Genomic DNA, 19,470 nt, shown 5'->3' on the forward strand with positions numbered 1-19,470 from the left:
TTACCTTGGGAAAGGTTTCGGGGCCGACCGACTCGGCCCCACCGAACGGTTCCGGGAACTGAGTGGCGCCCCAGCCGTACGCGACGGCCAGGACGAGCATCAGTATGCCGAAGATGCGGTCGTTGAGTGTCATTACTTGATCAACCCGATTTCTTTGGACAGCGACTCGATATCATTGATCTGCGTCTTGACGAACTCTTCGAACTCGGCACCGCTGACATGGAAGGGCATCAGACCGTTGCTTTGCATAACGTTCTTCCACTCTTCGCTCTGGTAGACGGTATCCATGGCATTGATCCAGTACTGCTTGGCATCGTCGGAGATATCCGCCGGCATGTAGAAGCCGCGCCAGTTGGGACCTACGGCATCGATGCCCTGCTCCTTGGCGGTGGGGATATCGCTGAACTCGCCGGGCAGACGCTCGTCGGCGAGTACCGCCAACACGCGCAGGTCACCGGATTCCATGAAGCCCTGGGCTTCGGTGATATCGCCGGTGAAGGCATCGACGTGGCCGCCGACGACCTGGGTCATGGCCTCGCCGCCGTTGTTGTACGACAGGTAGGGAATGCGCGGCAGGTTATCGACACCAGCGGACTTGGCAGCGATCAGGACTTTCAGATGGTCCCAGCCACCCTTGGCGCTGCCGCCGGCAAACTTGACGCTACGCGGATCCTCCTCCAGTGCGCTCATCAGCGACGGCAGATCCTGGTATTCGGAATCCTTGGACACGGCGATGATGCCGTAGTCGGCACCCAGCGCACCGACCCAGTTGACCATGTCGGCATCCAGACCCTGGAACTGGCCCTGAGCAAGACGCGTGGTGGTCGCGGTGGAGGCCGCGATCAACAGCTGCTCGGCCCCCGCACGCTTGCTGACGGTGTGAGCATAGGCGACACCGCCACCGGCACCGGCCATGTTGATGGTCTGGACACTGCCCGGAACCAGATCGAGCTCTTCCAGCACGTTGCCCACACTACGGCAGGTGAAATCCCAGCCGCCACCCGGATCGGACGGAGCGATACATTCGACCTTGCCTTCCGGCTCGAAAGCCATGGCCATGCTGGTGCCGAGCGTCAAGGTCGCTGCGGCCAGGAATTTGAGTGGCGTTTTCATTGACATTGTCGTTCCCCGATTTGCGAAGTGTGTTGCAACGAAACGATGGCAAAACGCTTGGCTTGCCAGGAACTGGCAGCAACCTTACAATTCTGTAAGGCAGAACTCCGTTCCTTGGAGTGGAAACTAGGCATGTTGCCTACCGGCGTCAACGCCTAATAAGTCCGCTTAGACCAAAGTTGAATGACGTTACCGCCCCGTCTTTTTCGTTACTGAGGCCCTAAAAATGGCGCAGGATCGCGTGGAATCCGTGGAGCGTGCACTCACCGTCCTCGACGTTTTCGATTCGCCGCAGGATCGTTTTACGCTAGCTGAACTGGCCAATGCGACGGGCTACTACAAGAGCACCCTGCTGCGTTTGCTGAGTTCGCTGGAACGCTTCGACTATGTGCAGCGTGGCCAGGATGGCCGTTTTCGTCTGGGGCACGCCCCGGTGCGCCTGGCTCGCAGACACTTGCCCAGTCGTCAGCTCGAGGTCTGGATCCAGCCGGTGCTGGAGTCGCTGACGCTGGCCAGCGGGGAGACCGCCGCTCTGATCGAAGTCACGGGCAAGTATGCCGAATGCCGGCTGGCCTCGGTGCCCGACAGCTCGCTGCGCCACGAGTTGCGTCCCGGTGAACGCTGGCGGATCGAACATGCAGGCTCTCCTGCTCGGGACTTCCCGGGTGGTATCATGGTGTGCCGTCAGATCACCTACCCCGAAGAGACGTCACTGCGTTGGCTAGCTCTTTCGGGGCCGAGTAGCCGGCTCACGACGGCCCTGGCCGACAAGCACTTGGATGCTGCCCAGGCCGAACTGGAGCGGCGCCCGACCGAGCGCTAAACGAGGTCCCCCATGCGACTGCTACTCGTCGAAGACGATACGCTGCTTGCCGAAACCCTGTCCGACGTCCTGCGTCTGGATAATCATCACGTTACGGCGATCGCCGAGGGCGACGAGGCACGCCGGCTGTTGAGCGCGCCCGATCACGGCCAGGACCTGGTCCTGCTCGATCTCAATCTACCTGGGTGCAACGGCCTGGAAGTGCTTGCCGCGTTACGCCAGCACGACAAGGAAACGCCGGTATTGATCCTGACGGCGCGCGGCGCCATCGAGGATCGGGTGCAGGGCCTCGACCTCGGCGCCGACGATTATCTGGCCAAACCGTTCGCGCTGGACGAGCTCGAAGCGCGCGTGCGCGCCCTGCTACGCCGGCATACACGCAGCACGGCCCTGCAAGTCGGCAATCTGGATTTCGACAGCCTGTCCCAACGCTTCACTTTGGTGGGTGAGACGCTCAATCTCCCGCCCCGCGAACAGCGCCTGCTCGGCTATTTGATGCGCCACGCAGGCGAGCCCATCGACAAGACACGTCTCGCGGAGGAAGCCTTTGCCGGCGAAGCCCTGGGCGACAATGCCATCGAGGTCTACGTGCACCGGTTGCGCCGTCGCCTGAGCGGCAGCGGCGTCGAATTGCGCACGATTCGCGGCCTGGGTTATCTGCTGGAGTCGGTGTGAACGCCCAGGACAGCCTCTATCGACGCTTGCTGGCCTGGTTGTTCCTGCCGCTATTAGGCCTGGGTGCATTGATGCTGGTCCAAGCCTACCTGGGCGCCCGCGATACCGCCGACCGTGCGTTCGATCGCCTGTTGGAAGCCTCATCGTTGGCGATCGCCGAACAGGTCAAATGGCAGGACGAAAAACTGTGGCTCGACCTGGCACCTGCAGCGCTCGAAATGCTGGCGACCGATGCTCAGGAGCGCGTCTTCTACGCACTGTACAACGCCCAGGGTGACTTCATTACCGGCAATGCCGACCTACCCGGCTTGAACGCCGGCGAGAAACGCTCGCTGTATTACGACGATGTGACCTGGAATGGCCAGCGCTTGCGCGTCGGCGTCCGCGAAACCCGCCTCGAGGGCTGGAGCCAGCGGGAGCGCTTCGAGGTTCGCGTTGCGCATACCCGCGAAGGCCGTGAACACCTGACCCGGAGTCTCTTCCAGGGCAGCCTGGTACGCATTGCCATCATGGTCCTATTGGCCGCCTGCATCCTCGTGCTGACCATTCGCTCCGCCTTGTCGCCCCTGACCCGGCTACGGCGTGCCATCCGCGAGCGCGACCCGCGCACCCTGGCGCCGCTGGAACTGGACCTGCCACGCGAACTCGCCGAGTTGCGCGAGACCCTGAACGATCTCCTGGCCCGCATGCGCCGGGTACGCGCCAACCAGGAACGCTTCATCGGCGATGCCTCACACCAGCTGCGCACGCCGCTGGCCGGGCTTTCGGCCCGCGCCGAACTCGCCCTGCGCCAGGAAAATCCGCGCCTCTGGCGCGATGCCCTGCAGGCCATGCAGACCACCAGTGCGAGTACGGCCCGCCTGGCAGTACAGTTGCTATCGATGACGCGTCTCAACAATCCCGAGGCAAGCCCCGAGCTCGTCCCTCTGGACCTGAACCAAGTGGCACGCACCGCTACGCTGGGAGCGCTGGGCGCCTGTCACCGCGACGGCATTGACCTCGGCGTGGAAACGCCCGATGAGGCAACCTGCGTCGATGGCGTCGGCTGGCAGTTGGAAGAGTGTCTGGTCAACCTGATCGACAATGCACGCCGCTATGGGGCCAGCCAAATCACCGTCCGCGTGCTGGCCGATCCTCCCACGCTGGAAGTGGAGGACAATGGCCCGGGCATCGCTCCCGATCTGCGCTTGATGGTGCTGCGTCCTTTCTTTCGAGGCCAGGATAGCGGCGAAGGGTCGGGCCTGGGCCTGGCCATCGTCGACAGCATTGCACGTGCCCATCATGCCCGCCTGTCGCTGCACGATGCCCGCAACGGGCACGGCCTGCGCGTGGCGATGCGCTTCATGGGAGATCGTTCATGATACTGATACTGAGACGTCTACTCACGCTGAGCGTCGCACTCGGCTTGGTCTTTGCACTGCAGCAAACGGTCCTGGCGGCCCAACTGCTGCACTACCCTGCCCAGCCCGGCGCCACGGACGTTTCTCAGCTGGATATTTCCGGAGCCCTGGATACGCCACTCATTGCCCCCGTGCTCGAGGACTTCCATCGACGGAACCCCGACATAGCCCTCACCTACCGTAATCTCACCACGTTGGAAGTCTACCGGACCTTCATCGCCGGCAATGAAAATCCACAGGCCGATGTCGTCATGTCATCGGCCATGCCCTGGCAGTATCAGTTGGCCAACAATGGCTACGCCCGTTCCCTCGACCTGGCTAACGCCGAGCGTTGGCCGGCCTGGGCCCGCTGGCGCCAGGAACTGTTCGGCATCACCTTCGAGCCGGTGGTCATCGTCTATCGCAAGGCGCTGGCCGAACGCTATGGCGACATCGGCAGCCATGCCGAACTATTGTCGCTACTCGAACGCGAACGCGAGGCTCTGCGAGGGCGCGTGGTGACCTACGATCCGGCCCGTAGCGGCGCTGGCTACACGTATGCGGTCGAAGAAGCGCGACTCTCTCCCCGATACTGGGAACTGGTCGCCGCCTTGGGTGGTGTCGAAGCCGATCTGGTGGGCACGACCCAGGAAATGCTCGATGGCCTGGCCGAGGGACGTTACCTGATTGGCTACAATCTGCTGGGTAGCTACGCCCAAGGCTTCGCAGAAGATCACCCGGAGCTGGAAGTCGTCATACCGAGCGATTACGCCTTGGTGATGCAACGCCTGGCGTTTTTGCCACGTTCGGCAGACAACCCCGAGGCGGCGCGGCGCTTTTTCGATTATCTGCTCAGCGAACAGGGCCAACGCGTCATCAGCGAACGGACTCCGCTCGGTGCCGTTCACCCGGCGCTGGAAGGGCCCGGCAGTGCGAGCGCCTTGCGCAATCGGCTAGGCGAGGCGTTACGTCCGATCCGCCTGGGCCCGGGGTTGCTGGCGACACTCGACAGGCTAAAGCGCGAAGCGCTGCTAGCCCGCTGGAACCGTGAGTTTCGGCGCCCCACGACACCCGCCGATTCATCGACACCAGAAGAGACAATGCCATGATGCGACTCGACCAACTGCTGGTCGCCCGGGGCCTGGTACGGTCGCGGACCCGCGCCCAGCGACTCATCCGCCATGGCCGGGTGAGTCTGGCCGATGCCCCGAGCCACAGGCTGACCAAGCCTGGAGAGAAACTCCCCCAGGACGCACCGCTTATCGTTGCCGACGATGCCGAAGAGCGCTATGTGTCACGGGCAGGGCTCAAGCTGGAAGCGTTACTCGACACCCTCCAGTTGCGGCTGGATGACCGGCTGGTGCTCGACGTAGGGCAGTCCACCGGCGGCTTTACCGATTGCGCGCTACGCTATGGTGCGGCCCACGTCATCGGCATCGAGGTCGGGCATGGCCAACTCGATGCCGAGCTGCGCCAGGACCCGCGGGTTACCTGCCTGGAAGGGCTCAATGCACGCGCCATGGCCGACGATCCGCATCTGCAGGCGGCAATCGGCGCTCACATGCCAACCCCGGTTTCGGTGGCGGTCATGGACGTCTCGTTCATTTCCCAAACCCTGATCCTGCCCGAACTGGGCCGCCTGCTTGCCCCGGGCGCCGAGCTGCTATCGTTGGTCAAACCCCAGTTCGAGGTGGGGCCCGGCAAGGTGGACCCACGCGGGATCGTCAGCGACCCGAGCCTTTATCGCGACGTGGAGCGACGTATCCGCACGCGCTGTGTCGAATGTGGCTTCGAGGTCCTGGCCTGGCAAGACAGCCCGATCCTGGGCGGCGACGGCAACCACGAATTTCTGCTCTTTGCGCGCAAACGTTCGGGCGGTTAGCGGGCGGCTAGGTAGCGCCGCCCATCGACTTGTTCCCGGCCTGCGACAGCACCTTCGTTGCCTGACCATCGGCGTTGTGTAGCCAAACGTCCATCTGATTGAAGGCGATACGAATGCCATGCTCGCGAAACAGCGCATCGAGTCGCCGGTTGATCTCATCGGCGGCATACAATCGATCGAGCAAGTCGTTGACGAAGATACGTAGCTCGAAGTTGAAGGCTGTCGCCCCGTAGCTGGTGCAGAAGACTTGCGGTTCGGGGTCCTTGAGCACCCGCGGGTTGCTTTCGGCGGCATCGCGCAAGAGCCGGTGCACGGCATCCAGGTCGGAGCCATGGGACACGCCATAGTTGAGCACGACCCGCGTGATATTGTCCGACAGCGACCAGTTGATGAGTTGATCGGTGACGAAGGTCTTGTTGGGAATGATGATTTCCTTGCGGTCGAAGTCGGTCACGGTCGTGGCGCGAATGCGGATGCGGCTGACGGTGCCGTGCAAATTGCCAAGCGTGATGGTGTCACCGATGCGTATCGGACGCTCGAACAGGATGATCAGGCCCGAAATGAAGTTGGCAAAGATTTCCTGAAGACCGAAGCCCAGCCCCACACCCAATGCCGCCACGAGCCACTGCAATTTGCCCCACGAGACCCCTAGCGTGCCCAGCGATACCACGATGCCGACTCCCACGATGGTGTACGACAACAAAGAAGAAATGGCATAGGCGCTCCCCTGCTTGAGCGACAGCCTCGACAGCACCATGACCTCGAGTAGCCCCGGCAGGTTGCGGGCCATCACGAATGTCAGCACCACGATAGCCAGGCCCGTCATGAGATCGGCGACGGTGATCGGTGCCTGGGTCAGGCTCTCGCCCTCGCCCCGGGTAATCGACCATACCTTGACGTTATCGAGATACGAGAGCACCGCCAGCAGGTCCGCCCAGACCAGGTACAGAACCAGCGAGAAACCCAAAAACAGAATCAGCTTGGAAAGGCGCAACGATTGCTGGTTGACCTGGTCGAGATCCAGCGGCGGCTCCTCGACGACCTCCAGCCCGCCTTCCGCGCCTTCCTGTACCTGGGCACGGCGCCGTGCAACGGCACGCCGATAGGCCAGGCGCCGGGCAGCCACTGCCAGTCCACGTACGACCGCGGCCTCGATGAGTATCCACGCGCCGAAGATATACAGGCTGATCACGAAACGATTGATCAGTTGCAGGGCGGTATATTCATAGCCCACCACGATCAATACGCTCAACGTCAGCGTTGCCGCCGACAAGGCCAGACCCAGTGCCAAACGGAAGGGATTGGTTCCGAAATGCGGAATGTGCGCCATGATCAGACGGGCGATGAGCACACTCATCGACAGCAGGCCGCCCAGCAACAGCAATAGCGAAAGCGGTCGTTCCGCCAGGGAGGGGCCGTCACCTCGCGCAATGGTGCCGATCGTCAGGACAGGTATCAGAGCGATCCCCAACCACCACAGCAGTTGACGTAACCGCATGGCGTAGGCTGTCGGCCAATGAAAATGCCGAATTGCCACACCATCGGGCACCAGCAGGCGCCGGGCCAACGCCACCACGCCCCAGGCCAGCGCCAGCTGCAGCAATGCCCCGCCGAAAATGGCCACAAGGCCCTGCCATCCCATCGACAAGGCCATGCCCGCCGCCGTCAGAACCAACGGACCGGGCGCTGCCAATAGCGCATTGAGCAGAATGGCACGTGGCGTATGCATCTGGGTATCGCGCTTGAGGCGGCCGATCTGCTCATGCAGGATGAGCAGATGCGCTTTGATGCGCCGGCGGCGTAACAGCAGCCCCGAGGCCAGCAGCAACGGCAATAGCGACCACAGCGCGGCTGGCTGGGGCGTCTGCCCCAGACCGGTGGCGATCCGGCGCCATTCGCCCTCGGTAAGTTGCGTCATGGTCAGAGAAGGCAGCTGGCGTAACCACGCCAGGTCCAGTGGGCGCCGATTGGCGACCCAGAACAGCTGCTCCTCGATGGTAGCGCGCAGGCTCTTGCTGATATCCAGCAATTGCTGCTGGTTGAGCTGAAGATCGATGGCCGTCGTGAGTAGCTCACCGTACTCCTGCTCCAGTTGGTCCACCTGGTCCCGGCGTGAGCGATATAGACGAGTCAGCGAGTCGAGCAAGGCCGGTGTCGCCTCGACATCGGCCTCGGCGAGTCGAGACGTGGCCAACTGATCGAGATCGCGCAGATCTTCACGCTGACGCCCCAGGTCGAACTGCTTGAGCCGGAGGTCGGCAATCTCTTCCTGGAGTCCCTTGACTGCGTCGACCTTGGGTAGCGCACTGCGCTGCTCGCGAAGAATCCGTGAAAGCAGTAGGCTGCCACGTATCGCCTCGATCTGCTCGTTGAGGGTACGCTGGACCTGACGCACCCGGTCCAGTTGCGTACGCACCTTGATGCCTTCGCGTTCCAGGGCATTGTTACGGTCGATGATACGCAGCAACTCGGAGTTCAGCTCACGGTTGATGGACTGCGCACGCGCCACCACCGGATGGCCGGAAGCCATGGCGTCCTGGCGTGTCGAGTCGTTGACGGCATCCTCGAGCTTTTCGCGACGTTTCTGGTCGAGTACCGCCTGCATCAGGGTCAGCCGATCCTGAACGTTGTCGATTCGACCGGTCAAAACATCGCGTTCCAGTTTGGCTAGTTCATACAGGCGCGTATTGGTCGCCAACTGACGACGCTTCAGAGCCAGCCGGCTCTCGGCCAGTTGCAGTTGGCTGAGCAACTCCCAGTAGGCCGGGGCATCCTCGGCACCGGAATAATCATCCAAGGCGGCGCGCAGCTCCTCGATACGCGTCAACGCTTGCGTGATATCCGCCTGAGCCCGCTCGGGTAACGTCTGCGCTTCGATCAGTTGCGAGTTGGTCGCTGCGAGACGATCCTGGAGCGACTTCAACTCATTGAGCGCTTCGCTCACCCGTTCTTCGAGTTCGTCCTGACCGATGTTCTCGAGCGTCGCTGCACTGGGAATTTCGTCGCCTTCGGCGTACTGGCGCGCTTGTCGCTCGAAGCGCTGCATCTCCTCGGGTGCCTGCTCGAGACGCTGTTCCAGTTCGCTACGCTGTTTTTCGATCCCGGCCAGTTTCTCGATCGTCTCGAGCGTGGCGCGGAGCGTATCGATTTCCTCTTTCTGGCTGGCGTCGGGCTTCTCGATGGATGTCAACGTCTCCAGGCGCTGACTGAGTGAGTCCTTGTCGGGTAGCGATTCCTGTGCCAGGGCCGGCATGGCAGCCATCGTTATCCACAGCCATACCAACGTGATCGACCACCAGGCTTTCCCTGTTCGTGCCACTGCCACCACCCTCGTACCGTTCCGTTTACACAGCGCAACTTAGCCGCGCATTGTGGGCCTGGCCCGCCGCGTTGGCAATCTCCGCCCAGAGACGATTTGACTTAGCCGGGCGGCATGGTAGAAAGACACGTTTGCGGCCCTCTATAGGATGCTGATATGGCATTGCCCACCCCCTTGCGTGTGATGCGTTTAAGTCTCTGTTCATTGGCGCTGGTCGCCGTCCAGGCCCAGGCCCAGGATGAAAGTCTCGGCCTGACCGCCCGTGACGAGGCGGCGCAGGCAGCCGTCGAGCAGGCCGATACACGGCGCGAACTGGAACGAGACTCGGAAAGCAATCCACTGGCGATAACGGTATACCGTCGCAACTACCTGTTGCCCTGGACCTACAACACCAACCCCAACCAGGCGGATTTCGACGGCATCACCAACGATGGCGATGCCGACAAGGCAGAGCTCAAGTTCCAGATCAGTCTCAAGGTCAACGTCCTCGACAATCTGGTGGGTAACAACGGTGACCTGTATTTCGCCTATACCCAGCGCAGTTGGTGGCAGGCTTACAATTCCGAAGCGTCATCGCCGTTTCGCGAGACCAACTACGAACCCGAGGCCTTCATCAGCTTCGATAACCGTTACACCTTCCTCGGCTGGACCAATACCCAGAACCGTATTGGCTATGCCCACCAGTCCAACGGACAGTCCGAACCGTTATCGCGCAGTTGGAACCGGCTCTATGCCGATTTTCTGTTCCAGCGTGGCGACTGGGCCGTCAGTATCGCGCCGCACTGGCGCATTCCCGAAAGCGATGAAGACGACGACAACCCCGACCTGGAAGACTATATCGGCTACGGCGATGTCACGGTCGTTCATGCCTTCGGCGATCAGGAGCTTTCGCTATTGGTACGGGGCAACCCGGGCAAACATCACTATGGCGCCCAGCTCGACTACACTTTCCCGCTGGTCGGCAAGGTTCGCGGTCATGTCCAATACTACGATGGGTATGGAGAGAGCCTGATCGATCATGATCAGGACGTGCAGCGTCTGGGCATCGGCTTCAGTCTCAACACCTTCCTGTCCGGCGTCCCGGGAACCGAGTCACTGGTACGCTGATTGCAGCCAGACAGACGATACGAGAACGCCGGCTTGCGCCGGCGTCTTTCGTTGAGATCCCGTCTTGTTCAGGCCCTTAGTAAATAATGGATGCTGAACAGCCGGTCCGGGTCGGTCCATAGGGCCCGCGATTCGAAGCCCGCACGTGCAGCCAGCGTCCGAAAGCCGTCGGCACTGTATTTGTAGGAATTTTCGGTATGCAGGGTCTCGCCCCGCTCGAAGTGAAATATCTCGCCAGCCACCCGAATATCCTGATCGACGTTACTGACCAAGTGCATCTCGATGCGCGAGTGCGCCGTGTCGTAGAACGCATGGTGGCTAAACGTCGCCGGGTCAAGGTCGCCTTCGAACTCGTCACGCAGTCGCTCGAGCAGATTGAGGTTGAATGCGGCGGTCACACCGGCGGCATCATTGTAGGCAGCGTTGAGGATCGCCTCGTCCTTGATCAGGTCGACGCCAATGAGCAGCCCACTCCCGGAGGGCAGCAGAGAATGCAGACCACGTAGGAAGGACTCCGCTTCTTCCGGGGCGAAGTTACCGATGCTCGAGCCCGGAAAGAAGGCTACGGGATGCTCGCATGCCATCCCTGTCGGCAGCGTCATACGCTGGGAAAAATCGGCACAAGCTGCATGCACGTCCAACCAGGGATAGTCGGCTGCGAGGCGACGCGTACTGTTCAGCAAAAAGTCGCGGGAAATATCGATCCCCAGATAACTGGTCGGCCGTACCGCCTCGAGCAGCAGACGCACCTTGCGACTGGCACCGCTGCCCAGCTCGATCAACGTGGCGTCCTTGCCCACCACGTCGGCGATATCGCCAGCGGCATCGCGAAGAATGGCTTCTTCCGTACGCGTCGGGTAATACTCGGGCTGCACACATATCAGGTCGAACAGCTCCGAGCCACGCAAGTCGTAGAAGAACTTGGGCGAAGACGTCTTGGGCGACGCTCGCAAGCCTTGTAGCAGTTCGTCCCGCAGCGACAGCGAGGTGGCGGGTGGCTGGTGGTCATGGAAGCGCACGGCCGCTGCCGCGTTCGGCATCATCGTCATGTCACGCCCCCCGTGCCAGACGGAATCCCGAGAACGCCCAACGCGCATGCGGAGGAAAGAAGTTGCGATAAGTCGCCCGAATATGGTCGGCCGGTGTGGCGCAGCATCCGCCTCGCAACACCATCTGACCGGACATGAACTTGCCGTTGTACTCACCCAAGCTTCCCGGCAACTTGCGAAACCCCGGATAAGGTCGATAAGCACTGCCGGTCCACTCCCAGACATCACCGAACATCTGCCCTGGGAATTCCATGGCAGGTACGGCCGAGACCGGCTGCAGGTGGTCCTGTTCGACGAAGTTACCCGTCACGGGCACGTCTCGTGCCACCGTCTCCCACTCGGCCTCGGTAGGTAGACGCGCCCCGGCCCACTGGGCATAGGCATCGGCTTCGTAGAAGCTGACATGGCATACCGGCGCATTCATATCGACCGGGACCAGGCCACCCAAGGTATAGTGATGCCAGACACCCTCCCGCTCGACCCAGTAGAGAGGCGACTTCCAGCCCTCCGCCTTGACCGTGGCCCAGCCATCCGACAGCCAATGATCGGGCTTGTCGTAGCCCCCCGCCTGCATGAACTCGAGGAACTCGCCATTGGTCACCGGCCGGTCGGCGAGCTGGAAAGCCTCGACGAACTGACGATGGCGCCCCATCTCATTGTCATAGGCAAAGCCCTTCTCGGCCTCGTCATGGCCGATGTACCGTACCCCGGCCGGATAGGCATGCCAGCCGAGCTCGCCGACTTCATGCGCAGGCGCTGGCGTCAGATCGTCCCGATAGGCTGGACACAGTGGATTCTGGGCCAGGATGTGCTTGATATCCATGAACAGCAGCTCCTGATGCTGCTGTTCATGGGGCAACCCCAGTTCCAGACGGTGGAGAATCTCCTGGAGGTGTTCCTGAGGCGGGTCGCTGAGCAGTTCAGCCATGGCCCGGTCGATATGCGCACGGTAGCGATACACATCGTCCACGGTGGGCCGCGAGATCATGCCACGCTCGGGACGCGGAAACGGCGTACCGTGGGTGACATAATAGGAATTGAAGAGATGATCGTATGCGGGGTCGAGGGTCTGGTAGGAGGGATGGTACGGCTTGAGGATAAATGCTTCGAAAAACCAGCTGACATGGGCAATGTGCCATTTTGGGGGGCTGACGTCCGGCATGCTCTGCACCATATAATCTTCCTTGTGCAAGGGGGCGCAGATTGCCTCGGTGGCTGCACGGACCCGCTGATAGTAGCGAAGCCATTCCTTGGTGTGCGACGTGTCCGGCGTATCGAGTCGCTGGGCTAGCGGGGGCATAAGAGGACTCCTTGCTCGTACATTGGCATCCATGACGGTATCGATAAGCGTAGCAGCCCCCCTCGAAAGAACAGGTAACGGAAGGTAAAACTACTGCTTTATGCGGGACGTCGCTGCACCTGCTTACTCGGCGTGCCCCTGACGCGCCTGTTCGAGCTGCGCCTCGGTCATGAGGTTCGCGTAGGACTGCATGGCAGCCTTGGCCTTTTTCTCGCCGTTTTGAGCCGCCCTCTGCATCCATTGATAGGCGCGAACATAATCCTGCGGCACACCCTCCCCGGCACCATACGCCTCGCCCAAATGATACTGAGCCTCGGCCAAGCCCTGCTCGGCTGCCTTGCGGTACCACGTTACCGCCGTCACCATGTCTCGCTCGACGCCTTGCCCGAAGGCGTACATCCGCCCCAGGCTATACTGGGCTTGCGGCACGCCCTGCCTGGCTTGCGTCTCAACCTGCTGAAAAGCCTCGGCGTACTTGCCGTTTTGCTCGGCACCGGCAAGGTCATTCGCATCTGTCTGTGACATGGCGGGGCCTGCCAGGCATGCCGACAGGACGAGCAACAACGGGAAGATTACGTTTCGCGTAGCTTCCATGGCGCATTCCCTCCTTGACCATCCATGCGATCCTCGTGAAACCGTAGCCAGCTCCGCGGGATCGGACAAGCCGTCGCCCATAATCCCCGTTTCGGTTAGAACGGCCCATGAAGGACTGTCATCACGATCATGGGGTACGCTTCATGCTTGCCCTGCTACATTGACAGGCCAATGTAGCGATCCAGGGGCCAGCAGGTCTCGTCGCCGCTGCCTGATATCCGGACAAGGAGAGTCCAGCCATGCTGGGGTTAGATACCGTCGACCTCGCCCGCCTTCAGTTCGCTACTACCGTGATGTACCACATCATTTTCCTGGCGCTGAGTATCGGCCTGGCCACCTACCTGGCCTTTCTCGAAGCGATGTGGCTCAAGACGGGAAACCGGATTTACTTGGGCATCTATCACTATTGGACACCTCACTTCGCCGTGAATTATGCCGCCGGTGTAGTATCCGGCGTCATAATGGCCTTCGAGTTCGGCACCAACTGGAGCGTGTTTTCAGCCAAAGCGGGCGGCATCAGTGGTGTATTGCTGACCTATGAGGTGGTCACGGCGTTCTTTCTGGAGGCCGGTTTCTTCGGCATCATGATGTTCGGTGAGGGCCGGGTCAGTCGCAAGGTGCACTTCTTCGCCACCTGCATGGTGGCGCTTGGTGCGTACATCTCGACGTTCTGGATCCTGTCCTCGAACAGTTGGATGCAGACCCCGGCAGGCTACGCTATCGAACACGGCCGGTTCATTCCCGAGAACTGGTGGCACGTCATTTTCAACCCTTCCCAGCCTTTCCGCTTCGTTCACATGTCGCTGGCGGCCCTGATCGCTACGGCCTTTATGGTGGCAGGCATCGCCGCCTGGCACTTGTATCGCAACGATCGCGATGCGGTGGCTCGCAAGATGCTCTCGATGGCGCTTTGGATGCTGACCTTCGTCGTGCCGCTGCAGATCGTCGCGGGTGACGTGCATGGCCTGAACACGCTCGAACATCAACCTGCCAAGGTGGCGGCCATGGAAGCCTACTGGGAGATCGAGCCCGAGCGTGACGGAATGCCCATGGTGGTGTTTGCCTGGCCGGACCCGGAACAGGAAAAGAACCGTTTCACTGTGGAAATTCCCCATCTGAGCAGCCTGTACCTGACGCACTCGCTGACCGGCAAGATTCAGGGACTGGAACAATGGCCCGAGGATGAACGCCCCTATGTGCCGCTGGTGTTCTACGCCTTTCGGCTGATGGTCTACCTGGGCTTCGCCATGCTCGGGGTGGTCGCACTCTCGCTATGGCTGCGCAAGCGCAAGCGGCTCTACGATTCGCGCTGGTTCCTGGTACTGATGATGCTGGCGACGCCAGCCGGGGTTGTCGCCATCGAGGCCGGCTGGGTCACGACCGAAGCCGGGCGTCAGCCCTGGATCATCTATGGCCTGTTGCGCACTGCCGATGGCGTCTCGCCGTTTAGCGTATCCACGCTGGTCACCAGCCTGGCAGGGCTATGGGGAATCTACACGCTGATCTTTTTCATCGGTGCCTACTTTTTCTTCAAGCTGGTGCGCGACACGCCCGAAAGCAAGCTGCCTGACGAGGAGCAGCATGACGACGCTCATGACAGTACGCCCAAGCAGCCTTTCAGCCGACGATCCAAGCGCAAGTCATGAGCTTTTTCGGCGTGTTAACGGATGGATAGGCCAAGGATAGGAAACCCGCATGGATAGTGAACTCTTTCCGGTCATCTGGTTCGGGCTTATCGGTTTCGCCCTGATTCTCTACGTGATTCTGGATGGCTATAGCCTGGGTATCGGGATTCTGTTCCCCTTCGTCAGAGACGATGAGCAACGCGGCATCATGCTCACGTCCGCCTCGCCCTTCTGGGATGGTAACCAGACCTGGCTGGTACTCAGTGCCGCAGGCCTGTATGGGGCTTTCCCGTTGGTCTATTCCTCGTTGCTGCCCGCCATGTACCTACCGCTGATTTTAATGCTGATGTGTCTGTTCTTTCGCGGCATGACGTTCGAGTTTCGCTCCGAGGCGGACTCCCACAAAACCTTCGATACCGGCTTTTGCCTGGTGACCATTGCTGTCGCCTTCATTCAGGGCATGATCGTGGGCAGCGTGATTGCCGGTCTGGACACCGATGACGGCAACTTCGCCGAGAATGCGCTGAGCGGGTTCTCATGGTTCGGGCTATGTACCGGCATCGCCTTGGTGCTCGGCTACGCATTGCTGGGGGCCGCCTGGCTGATCGTCAAGACCGACGGTCGTCTTCAGCGCCGCTTCTACCACCTGATACGACCGCTGACGATTCTCTTCATGCTTGCCATGCTTGCCGTCGTGGTCTGGACGCCTTGCGTCAACGAGCGTATCGCCGCACGCTGGTCGATGTCTCCCAACCTGCTCTGGCTGGGGCTCATCGCGGCCATCATGCTGGCCTTGGCCATCGCTACCGTGCGCGGCGCCACCCGGCGATACGAAAAGCGCCTCTTCGCACAGGTCGTCGCCATGTTCGTGCTCGGCCTGGTCGGATTGGTAGCCAGCCTCTACCCGGTGATGCTGCCACCGGACATCACCTTGTGGGATGCGGCCTCGAGCCGCTCCAGCCAACAATTCCTGCTTGTGGGTTATGGCATCCTGCTACCCATCATCCTCGGTTACACCGCCTACAGCTACTGGGTGTTCCGAGGCAAGGTACGCGAGAGCGAAGAATGACGCAGGATACGCAGACATCGCGGCGCTGGCTGGCTTCCCAGGCCCGGCATGGCGGGCACTGGCCGTATGTTGCCGTCATTGCCGGCAGCGCCTCCACGCTCTTGCTCTTCGTGCAGGCCTGGGCAATCGCCAGCATTGCGCAGCGCATGGTAATGACTCAGGCAACGTTTGCCGACCTACTGGTTCCCCTGCTCGTCCTGCCGCTGGCCTTTTGTGGTCGCGGCGCGTTGGCTTGGTTGAAAACCGAAGCCGGCACCCGCGCTGCCGTACGCATTCGCCAAACCCTCCGGGGCGAACTGCTCCAGCGCATCGGCGAACTCGGTCCGCTGTGGGCCCGTCGACAACACAGTGCGACGCTCGGCAATCGTGTCTGGGATCAGGTCGATGCATTGCACGGCTACTATGCGGACTATCGACCCCAGCGCGTGCTGTGCCTGGCCACCCCCCTGCTGATCCTGCTCACCGTGTTTCCTCTGAACTGGGCAGCTGGCCTGATTCTGCTGGTTACCGCGCCGTTCATTCCGCTCAACATGGCCATGGTCGGCATCGGCGCCAAGCAGCGGCACCAGGCACAATTTCAGGAAATGTCGCGGATGAATCGGCATTTTCTCGATGCCCTGCGCGGCCTGTCGACCCTCAAGCTGTTCGGGGTCAGCCGCGCCCAGGCCGAGGTGGTGCATGAAGTCGCGGAGAATTTTCGCGCGCGGAGCATGCGTGTGCTGCGCTTGGCGTTCCTGTCGTCCACGCTGCTCGAATTCTTCAGCTCGCTATCGATTGCGTTATTGGCGATCTACATCGGCTTCGTTTACCTGGGGCATTTCGATTTCGGCACTTGGGGAGGCAACCTGGACCTGTTCGCCGGTATGTTCATCCTGGTCCTCGCCCCGGACTTCTACCAGCCCTTGCGAGACTTGGGGGCGCACTATCACGCCAAGGCCGAAGCGGAGGCCGCCGCAGATGACCTGATGCCTCTACTCGCCGCGCGCCCCCCGGTTACGAAACGCCGCCACGGCTGGCCGGTTCCCGAGCGCCTGGGCATCACACTGGAGAACGTCACCTGCCGTTACGCGGAACAGTCGGCTCCCGCCCTCGACGACATTAGCCTGACCATTCGACCGGGCGAGACCATCGGAGTGGTCGGCCCGAGCGGCGCAGGCAAGTCCACGTTGTTCAATCTGTTGATGGGCTTTCTGCCGCCCGAGTCAGGCATGCTGAAGACACACGACGGAACGCATATCGACACGCTGGCCCCCGAGGCTTGGCAATCCGCCATTGGCTGGCTGGGTCAGCGTCCGGCAATCGTTTCCGGTACGCTGGCTGACAACCTACGCCTGGCCGATCCGGACGCTGACGATGTTGCCCTCCGCCAAGCGCTACGGGAAGTCGCTCTGACCGACTGGGTCGGCGCGTTGCCGTTGGGACTGGCGACGCCGTTGGGCGATGGCGGCCAGCCGGTATCCGGCGGTGAGGCGCGACGCATCGCCCTGGCCCGGACCTTCCTGCGTCGCGCGCCACTGCTTCTGCTCGATGAGCCCGTCGCCAGCCTGGATCGCGCTAGCGAGGCACACGTCATGCGCACCCTTGCCCGGCTCAAGCAGGAGCGCACCCTGGTGATGCTGACCCATCGCCTCGATCTGCTGGCGTTGGCCGATCGTATCCTGGTGCTCGATCATGGCCGGGTTCGCGCCATCGATACGTTGGCGGGCCTGCATGCCGCCCACCCCGGACTGCTCGACGCTGCATGGCGTCACGCGGAGAACAGCCATGCCTGAGCGTTATCGTGCGACATCTCATGCCGGCATACTCGGTCCCTACCTGAAGCAGATGCGGCCATTTTCCCTGTGGTTGGGGTTTGGCATGCTGTTCAGCTTGGTCACTTTACTCTCCAGCATCGGCATGATCGCCCTGTCCGGCTGGTTCCTGAGCGCTTCTGCGCTGGCCGGGCTGTCGGCCGGCACGGCTGCGGCCTTCAACTATTTTTTGCCCTCGGCGGGCATCCGCTTGTGCGTGCTCACCCGCACCGCCGGTCGCTACGGCGAGCGCGTCACCTCCCACGAAGGCACGTTGCGGTTGCTGTCGCAGTTACGCCGGCACGTTTACGAAGCCATCGAGCCACTATCGCCCACGGCGTTGCAGCGCTACGGCAGCGGCGAGTTACTAAGCCGACTCACTGCCGACGTCGATGCTCTGGACAGCTTGTATCTGCGGGTCATAGCGCCATCGCTGGTCGCCCTGCTTGCCATCGTCGGCTGCGGCGTGGTGGTTGGCGTCTTCTCTCTCGGCATCGGTCTGTTCGTTACTTCCGCCTTGCTACTCTCCGGCATCGTCGGCCCGTGGCTTGCCTGGCGGTTGGGCCACCGCCATACGGCGCGGTGGCAGGAACTCAATGGCCGTTTACGCACACAGCTGATCGGACGCCTGTCCGCCTTGCCGGAGCTTCTACTGTACGGACGCTGGGAAAGCGAAACCGACGCCCTTACCGAAGCGCAGCAACAGCGCGACGCCGAAGAATGTTACGCGGCCAGGCTATGGGGGTTATCGCAGTGGCTTTCACAGACGCTACTCGGCCTGACCTTAACGGCGGCGCTGGCCATGGCTGCCTGGCTGGCCAGCCGACAATCGCTCGACCCGACTCTGATCGCACTGACGGGCCTGGCGGTACTCGCCGCCTTCGAGGCTATCGCCCTGCTACCTCAAGCCTGGCAGAACCTGGGTAAGGTGCGGTACGCCGCCCAACGGCTCGAAGCCGTGCGCACACACGTTCCGGCGATAACGTACCCGCTGAATGACCGCCATTCCCCTCGCGATGCCAGCCTCGCCATTAGCAATCTGCATGCCGTCTTTGCCGATGGCACCCAGGCGCTGAGTGGTGTTTCGCTGATAATGAGAGACGGGGAGCACCTCGCTCTGCTGGGACCGTCAGGCAGCGGCAAGACGACCCTGCTCAATGCCCTGGTGCGTTTCGTCGAGCCGCAACGCGGCAATCTGCTCTTGGGTCAGGTTGCGTTACGCGACTTGAGCGAAACCACCCTGCGCGAGTCGTTTGCGGTCGCGCCGCAGGATATTCATCTTTTCGTGGCCAGTTACCGCGAGAATCTGCAACTGGCCGCTCCCGAGGCCAACGATGAAGAAATGACCGACCTGCTGGTGGCACTGGGTCTTGGCGAATGGTTGAAGGCACAGCCCAAGGGGCTCGATAGCTACCCCGATGAGGACGGCAGTTCATTATCAGGCGGCCAATTGCGCCGTTTCGGGGTGGCCCGTGCCTTGCTGTCTCCGGCTCGTGTCGTCCTGCTCGACGAGCCCACCGAAGGTCTCGACGATGGCACTGCGGCCCAAGTGCTGAACGAGATACGCCGGTACTGCCAAGGACGTACGCTACTGCTGGTCACGCACCGCCCCGCAGGTCTCGAACAACTGGACCGGGCGGCGATTCTCGATGCCGGGCGCCTTCAGGAAATCGACACACCGCAGGCGCTGCTGGCGAGGCCTGAAAGCCGTTTTTCCACACTCAACCGACGAATCGTTCTTTAGC

15 protein-coding genes and 1 pseudogene are annotated in these 19,470 nt (G+C 61.7%); 10 read left to right on the forward strand and 6 right to left on the reverse strand.

Annotation, left to right across the window (positions count from 1 at the left end; all coding sequences use genetic code 11):
• Both MHM84_RS13630 and MHM84_RS13635 read right to left on the reverse strand, forming a co-directional pair.
• A pseudogene (locus tag MHM84_RS13630) lies at positions 1 to 133 on the reverse strand (tripartite tricarboxylate transporter TctB family protein); the annotation flags it as partial.
• Positions 133 to 1,119 (reverse strand): tripartite tricarboxylate transporter substrate-binding protein, encoded by a 987-nt coding sequence (locus MHM84_RS13635; protein ID WP_239266912.1) that lies wholly within the window; start codon positions 1,117 to 1,119, stop codon positions 133 to 135. The pseudogene MHM84_RS13630 and the gene MHM84_RS13635, both read right to left, overlap by 1 nt.
• 220 nt (positions 1,120 to 1,339) lie before the next feature.
• Here MHM84_RS13635 and MHM84_RS13640 point away from each other — a divergent pair, with 220 nt between their 5' ends.
• Genes MHM84_RS13640 through MHM84_RS13660 form a run of 5 tightly spaced genes read left to right on the forward strand, consistent with a single transcriptional unit; the run spans position 1,340 to position 5,872 of the window.
• Positions 1,340 to 1,936: a helix-turn-helix domain-containing protein gene (locus MHM84_RS13640; protein WP_239266913.1), complete on the forward strand. Its 597-nt coding sequence runs from the start codon at positions 1,340 to 1,342 to the stop codon at positions 1,934 to 1,936.
• Between the two features lie 12 nt (positions 1,937 to 1,948).
• On the forward strand, positions 1,949 to 2,611 hold the full coding sequence (locus MHM84_RS13645; RefSeq protein ID WP_239266914.1) for a response regulator transcription factor: 663 nt from the start codon (positions 1,949 to 1,951) through the stop codon (positions 2,609 to 2,611).
• Positions 2,608 to 3,972, forward strand: a complete 1,365-nt coding sequence (locus tag MHM84_RS13650) for a sensor histidine kinase (protein ID WP_239266915.1) — start codon at positions 2,608 to 2,610, stop codon at positions 3,970 to 3,972. Before MHM84_RS13645 ends, MHM84_RS13650 begins: the two co-directional genes overlap by 4 nt.
• On the forward strand, positions 3,969 to 5,099 hold the full coding sequence (locus MHM84_RS13655; RefSeq protein WP_239266916.1) for an ABC transporter substrate-binding protein: 1,131 nt from the start codon (positions 3,969 to 3,971) through the stop codon (positions 5,097 to 5,099). Before MHM84_RS13650 ends, MHM84_RS13655 begins: the two co-directional genes overlap by 4 nt.
• Positions 5,096 to 5,872 carry a TlyA family RNA methyltransferase gene (locus tag MHM84_RS13660; RefSeq protein WP_239266917.1) on the forward strand — a complete coding sequence of 259 codons (777 nt, stop codon included), beginning with the start codon at positions 5,096 to 5,098 and terminating at the stop codon, positions 5,870 to 5,872. Before MHM84_RS13655 ends, MHM84_RS13660 begins: the two co-directional genes overlap by 4 nt.
• 7 nt (positions 5,873 to 5,879) lie before the next feature.
• Here the strand turns inward: MHM84_RS13660 and mscK are convergent, their stop codons facing one another.
• A complete protein-coding gene (gene mscK, locus MHM84_RS13665) occupies positions 5,880 to 9,161 on the reverse strand; it encodes a mechanosensitive channel MscK (RefSeq protein WP_343218290.1) in 3,282 nt (1,093 codons plus the stop codon).
• A 186-nt stretch (positions 9,162 to 9,347) separates the two neighbouring features.
• On the opposite strand from mscK, the gene MHM84_RS13670 reads away from it, so the two are divergent.
• Positions 9,348 to 10,298 (forward strand): phospholipase A, encoded by a 951-nt coding sequence (locus MHM84_RS13670; protein ID WP_239266918.1) that lies wholly within the window; start codon positions 9,348 to 9,350, stop codon positions 10,296 to 10,298.
• Between the two features lie 68 nt (positions 10,299 to 10,366).
• Here MHM84_RS13670 and egtD read toward each other — a convergent pair whose 3' ends face one another.
• The 3 genes from egtD to MHM84_RS13685 form a co-directional block, all read right to left on the reverse strand.
• On the reverse strand, positions 10,367 to 11,347 hold the full coding sequence (egtD, locus tag MHM84_RS13675) for an L-histidine N(alpha)-methyltransferase (protein ID WP_239266919.1): 981 nt from the start codon (positions 11,345 to 11,347) through the stop codon (positions 10,367 to 10,369).
• Position 11,348: 1 nt separating this feature from the next.
• The gene (gene egtB, locus MHM84_RS13680; protein WP_239266920.1) at positions 11,349 to 12,647 is read right to left on the reverse strand and encodes an ergothioneine biosynthesis protein EgtB; all 1,299 of its coding nucleotides are present in this window, start codon (positions 12,645 to 12,647) and stop codon (positions 11,349 to 11,351) included.
• A gap of 123 nt (positions 12,648 to 12,770) precedes the next feature.
• Entirely contained in the window at positions 12,771 to 13,241 is a 471-nt protein-coding gene (locus MHM84_RS13685; RefSeq protein WP_239266921.1) for a tetratricopeptide repeat protein, read from the reverse strand.
• Between the two features lie 239 nt (positions 13,242 to 13,480).
• Between MHM84_RS13685 and MHM84_RS13690 the strand changes: the two genes are divergently transcribed.
• From MHM84_RS13690 to cydC, 4 genes are read left to right on the forward strand one after another with little or no spacing between them, the layout of a single operon-like run.
• Complete coding sequence (locus MHM84_RS13690; protein WP_239266922.1) at positions 13,481 to 14,887, forward strand: cytochrome ubiquinol oxidase subunit I; 1,407 nt, start codon at positions 13,481 to 13,483, stop codon at positions 14,885 to 14,887.
• 49 nt (positions 14,888 to 14,936) lie between these two features.
• Positions 14,937 to 15,935 carry a cytochrome d ubiquinol oxidase subunit II gene (cydB, locus tag MHM84_RS13695; protein WP_239266923.1) on the forward strand — a complete coding sequence of 333 codons (999 nt, stop codon included), beginning with the start codon at positions 14,937 to 14,939 and terminating at the stop codon, positions 15,933 to 15,935.
• Entirely contained in the window at positions 15,932 to 17,707 is a 1,776-nt protein-coding gene (gene cydD, locus MHM84_RS13700) for a thiol reductant ABC exporter subunit CydD (RefSeq protein WP_239266924.1), read from the forward strand. The genes cydB and cydD overlap by 4 nt, the downstream gene beginning before the upstream one ends.
• Positions 17,700 to 19,469 (forward strand): thiol reductant ABC exporter subunit CydC, encoded by a 1,770-nt coding sequence (gene cydC, locus MHM84_RS13705; protein WP_239266925.1) that lies wholly within the window; start codon positions 17,700 to 17,702, stop codon positions 19,467 to 19,469. Before cydD ends, cydC begins: the two co-directional genes overlap by 8 nt.
• The last annotated feature ends 1 nt before the right edge of the window (position 19,470 follow it).

Source organism: Halomonas sp. McH1-25, assembly GCF_022348165.1.
Classification (GTDB): Bacteria; Pseudomonadota; Gammaproteobacteria; order Pseudomonadales; family Halomonadaceae; genus Modicisalibacter.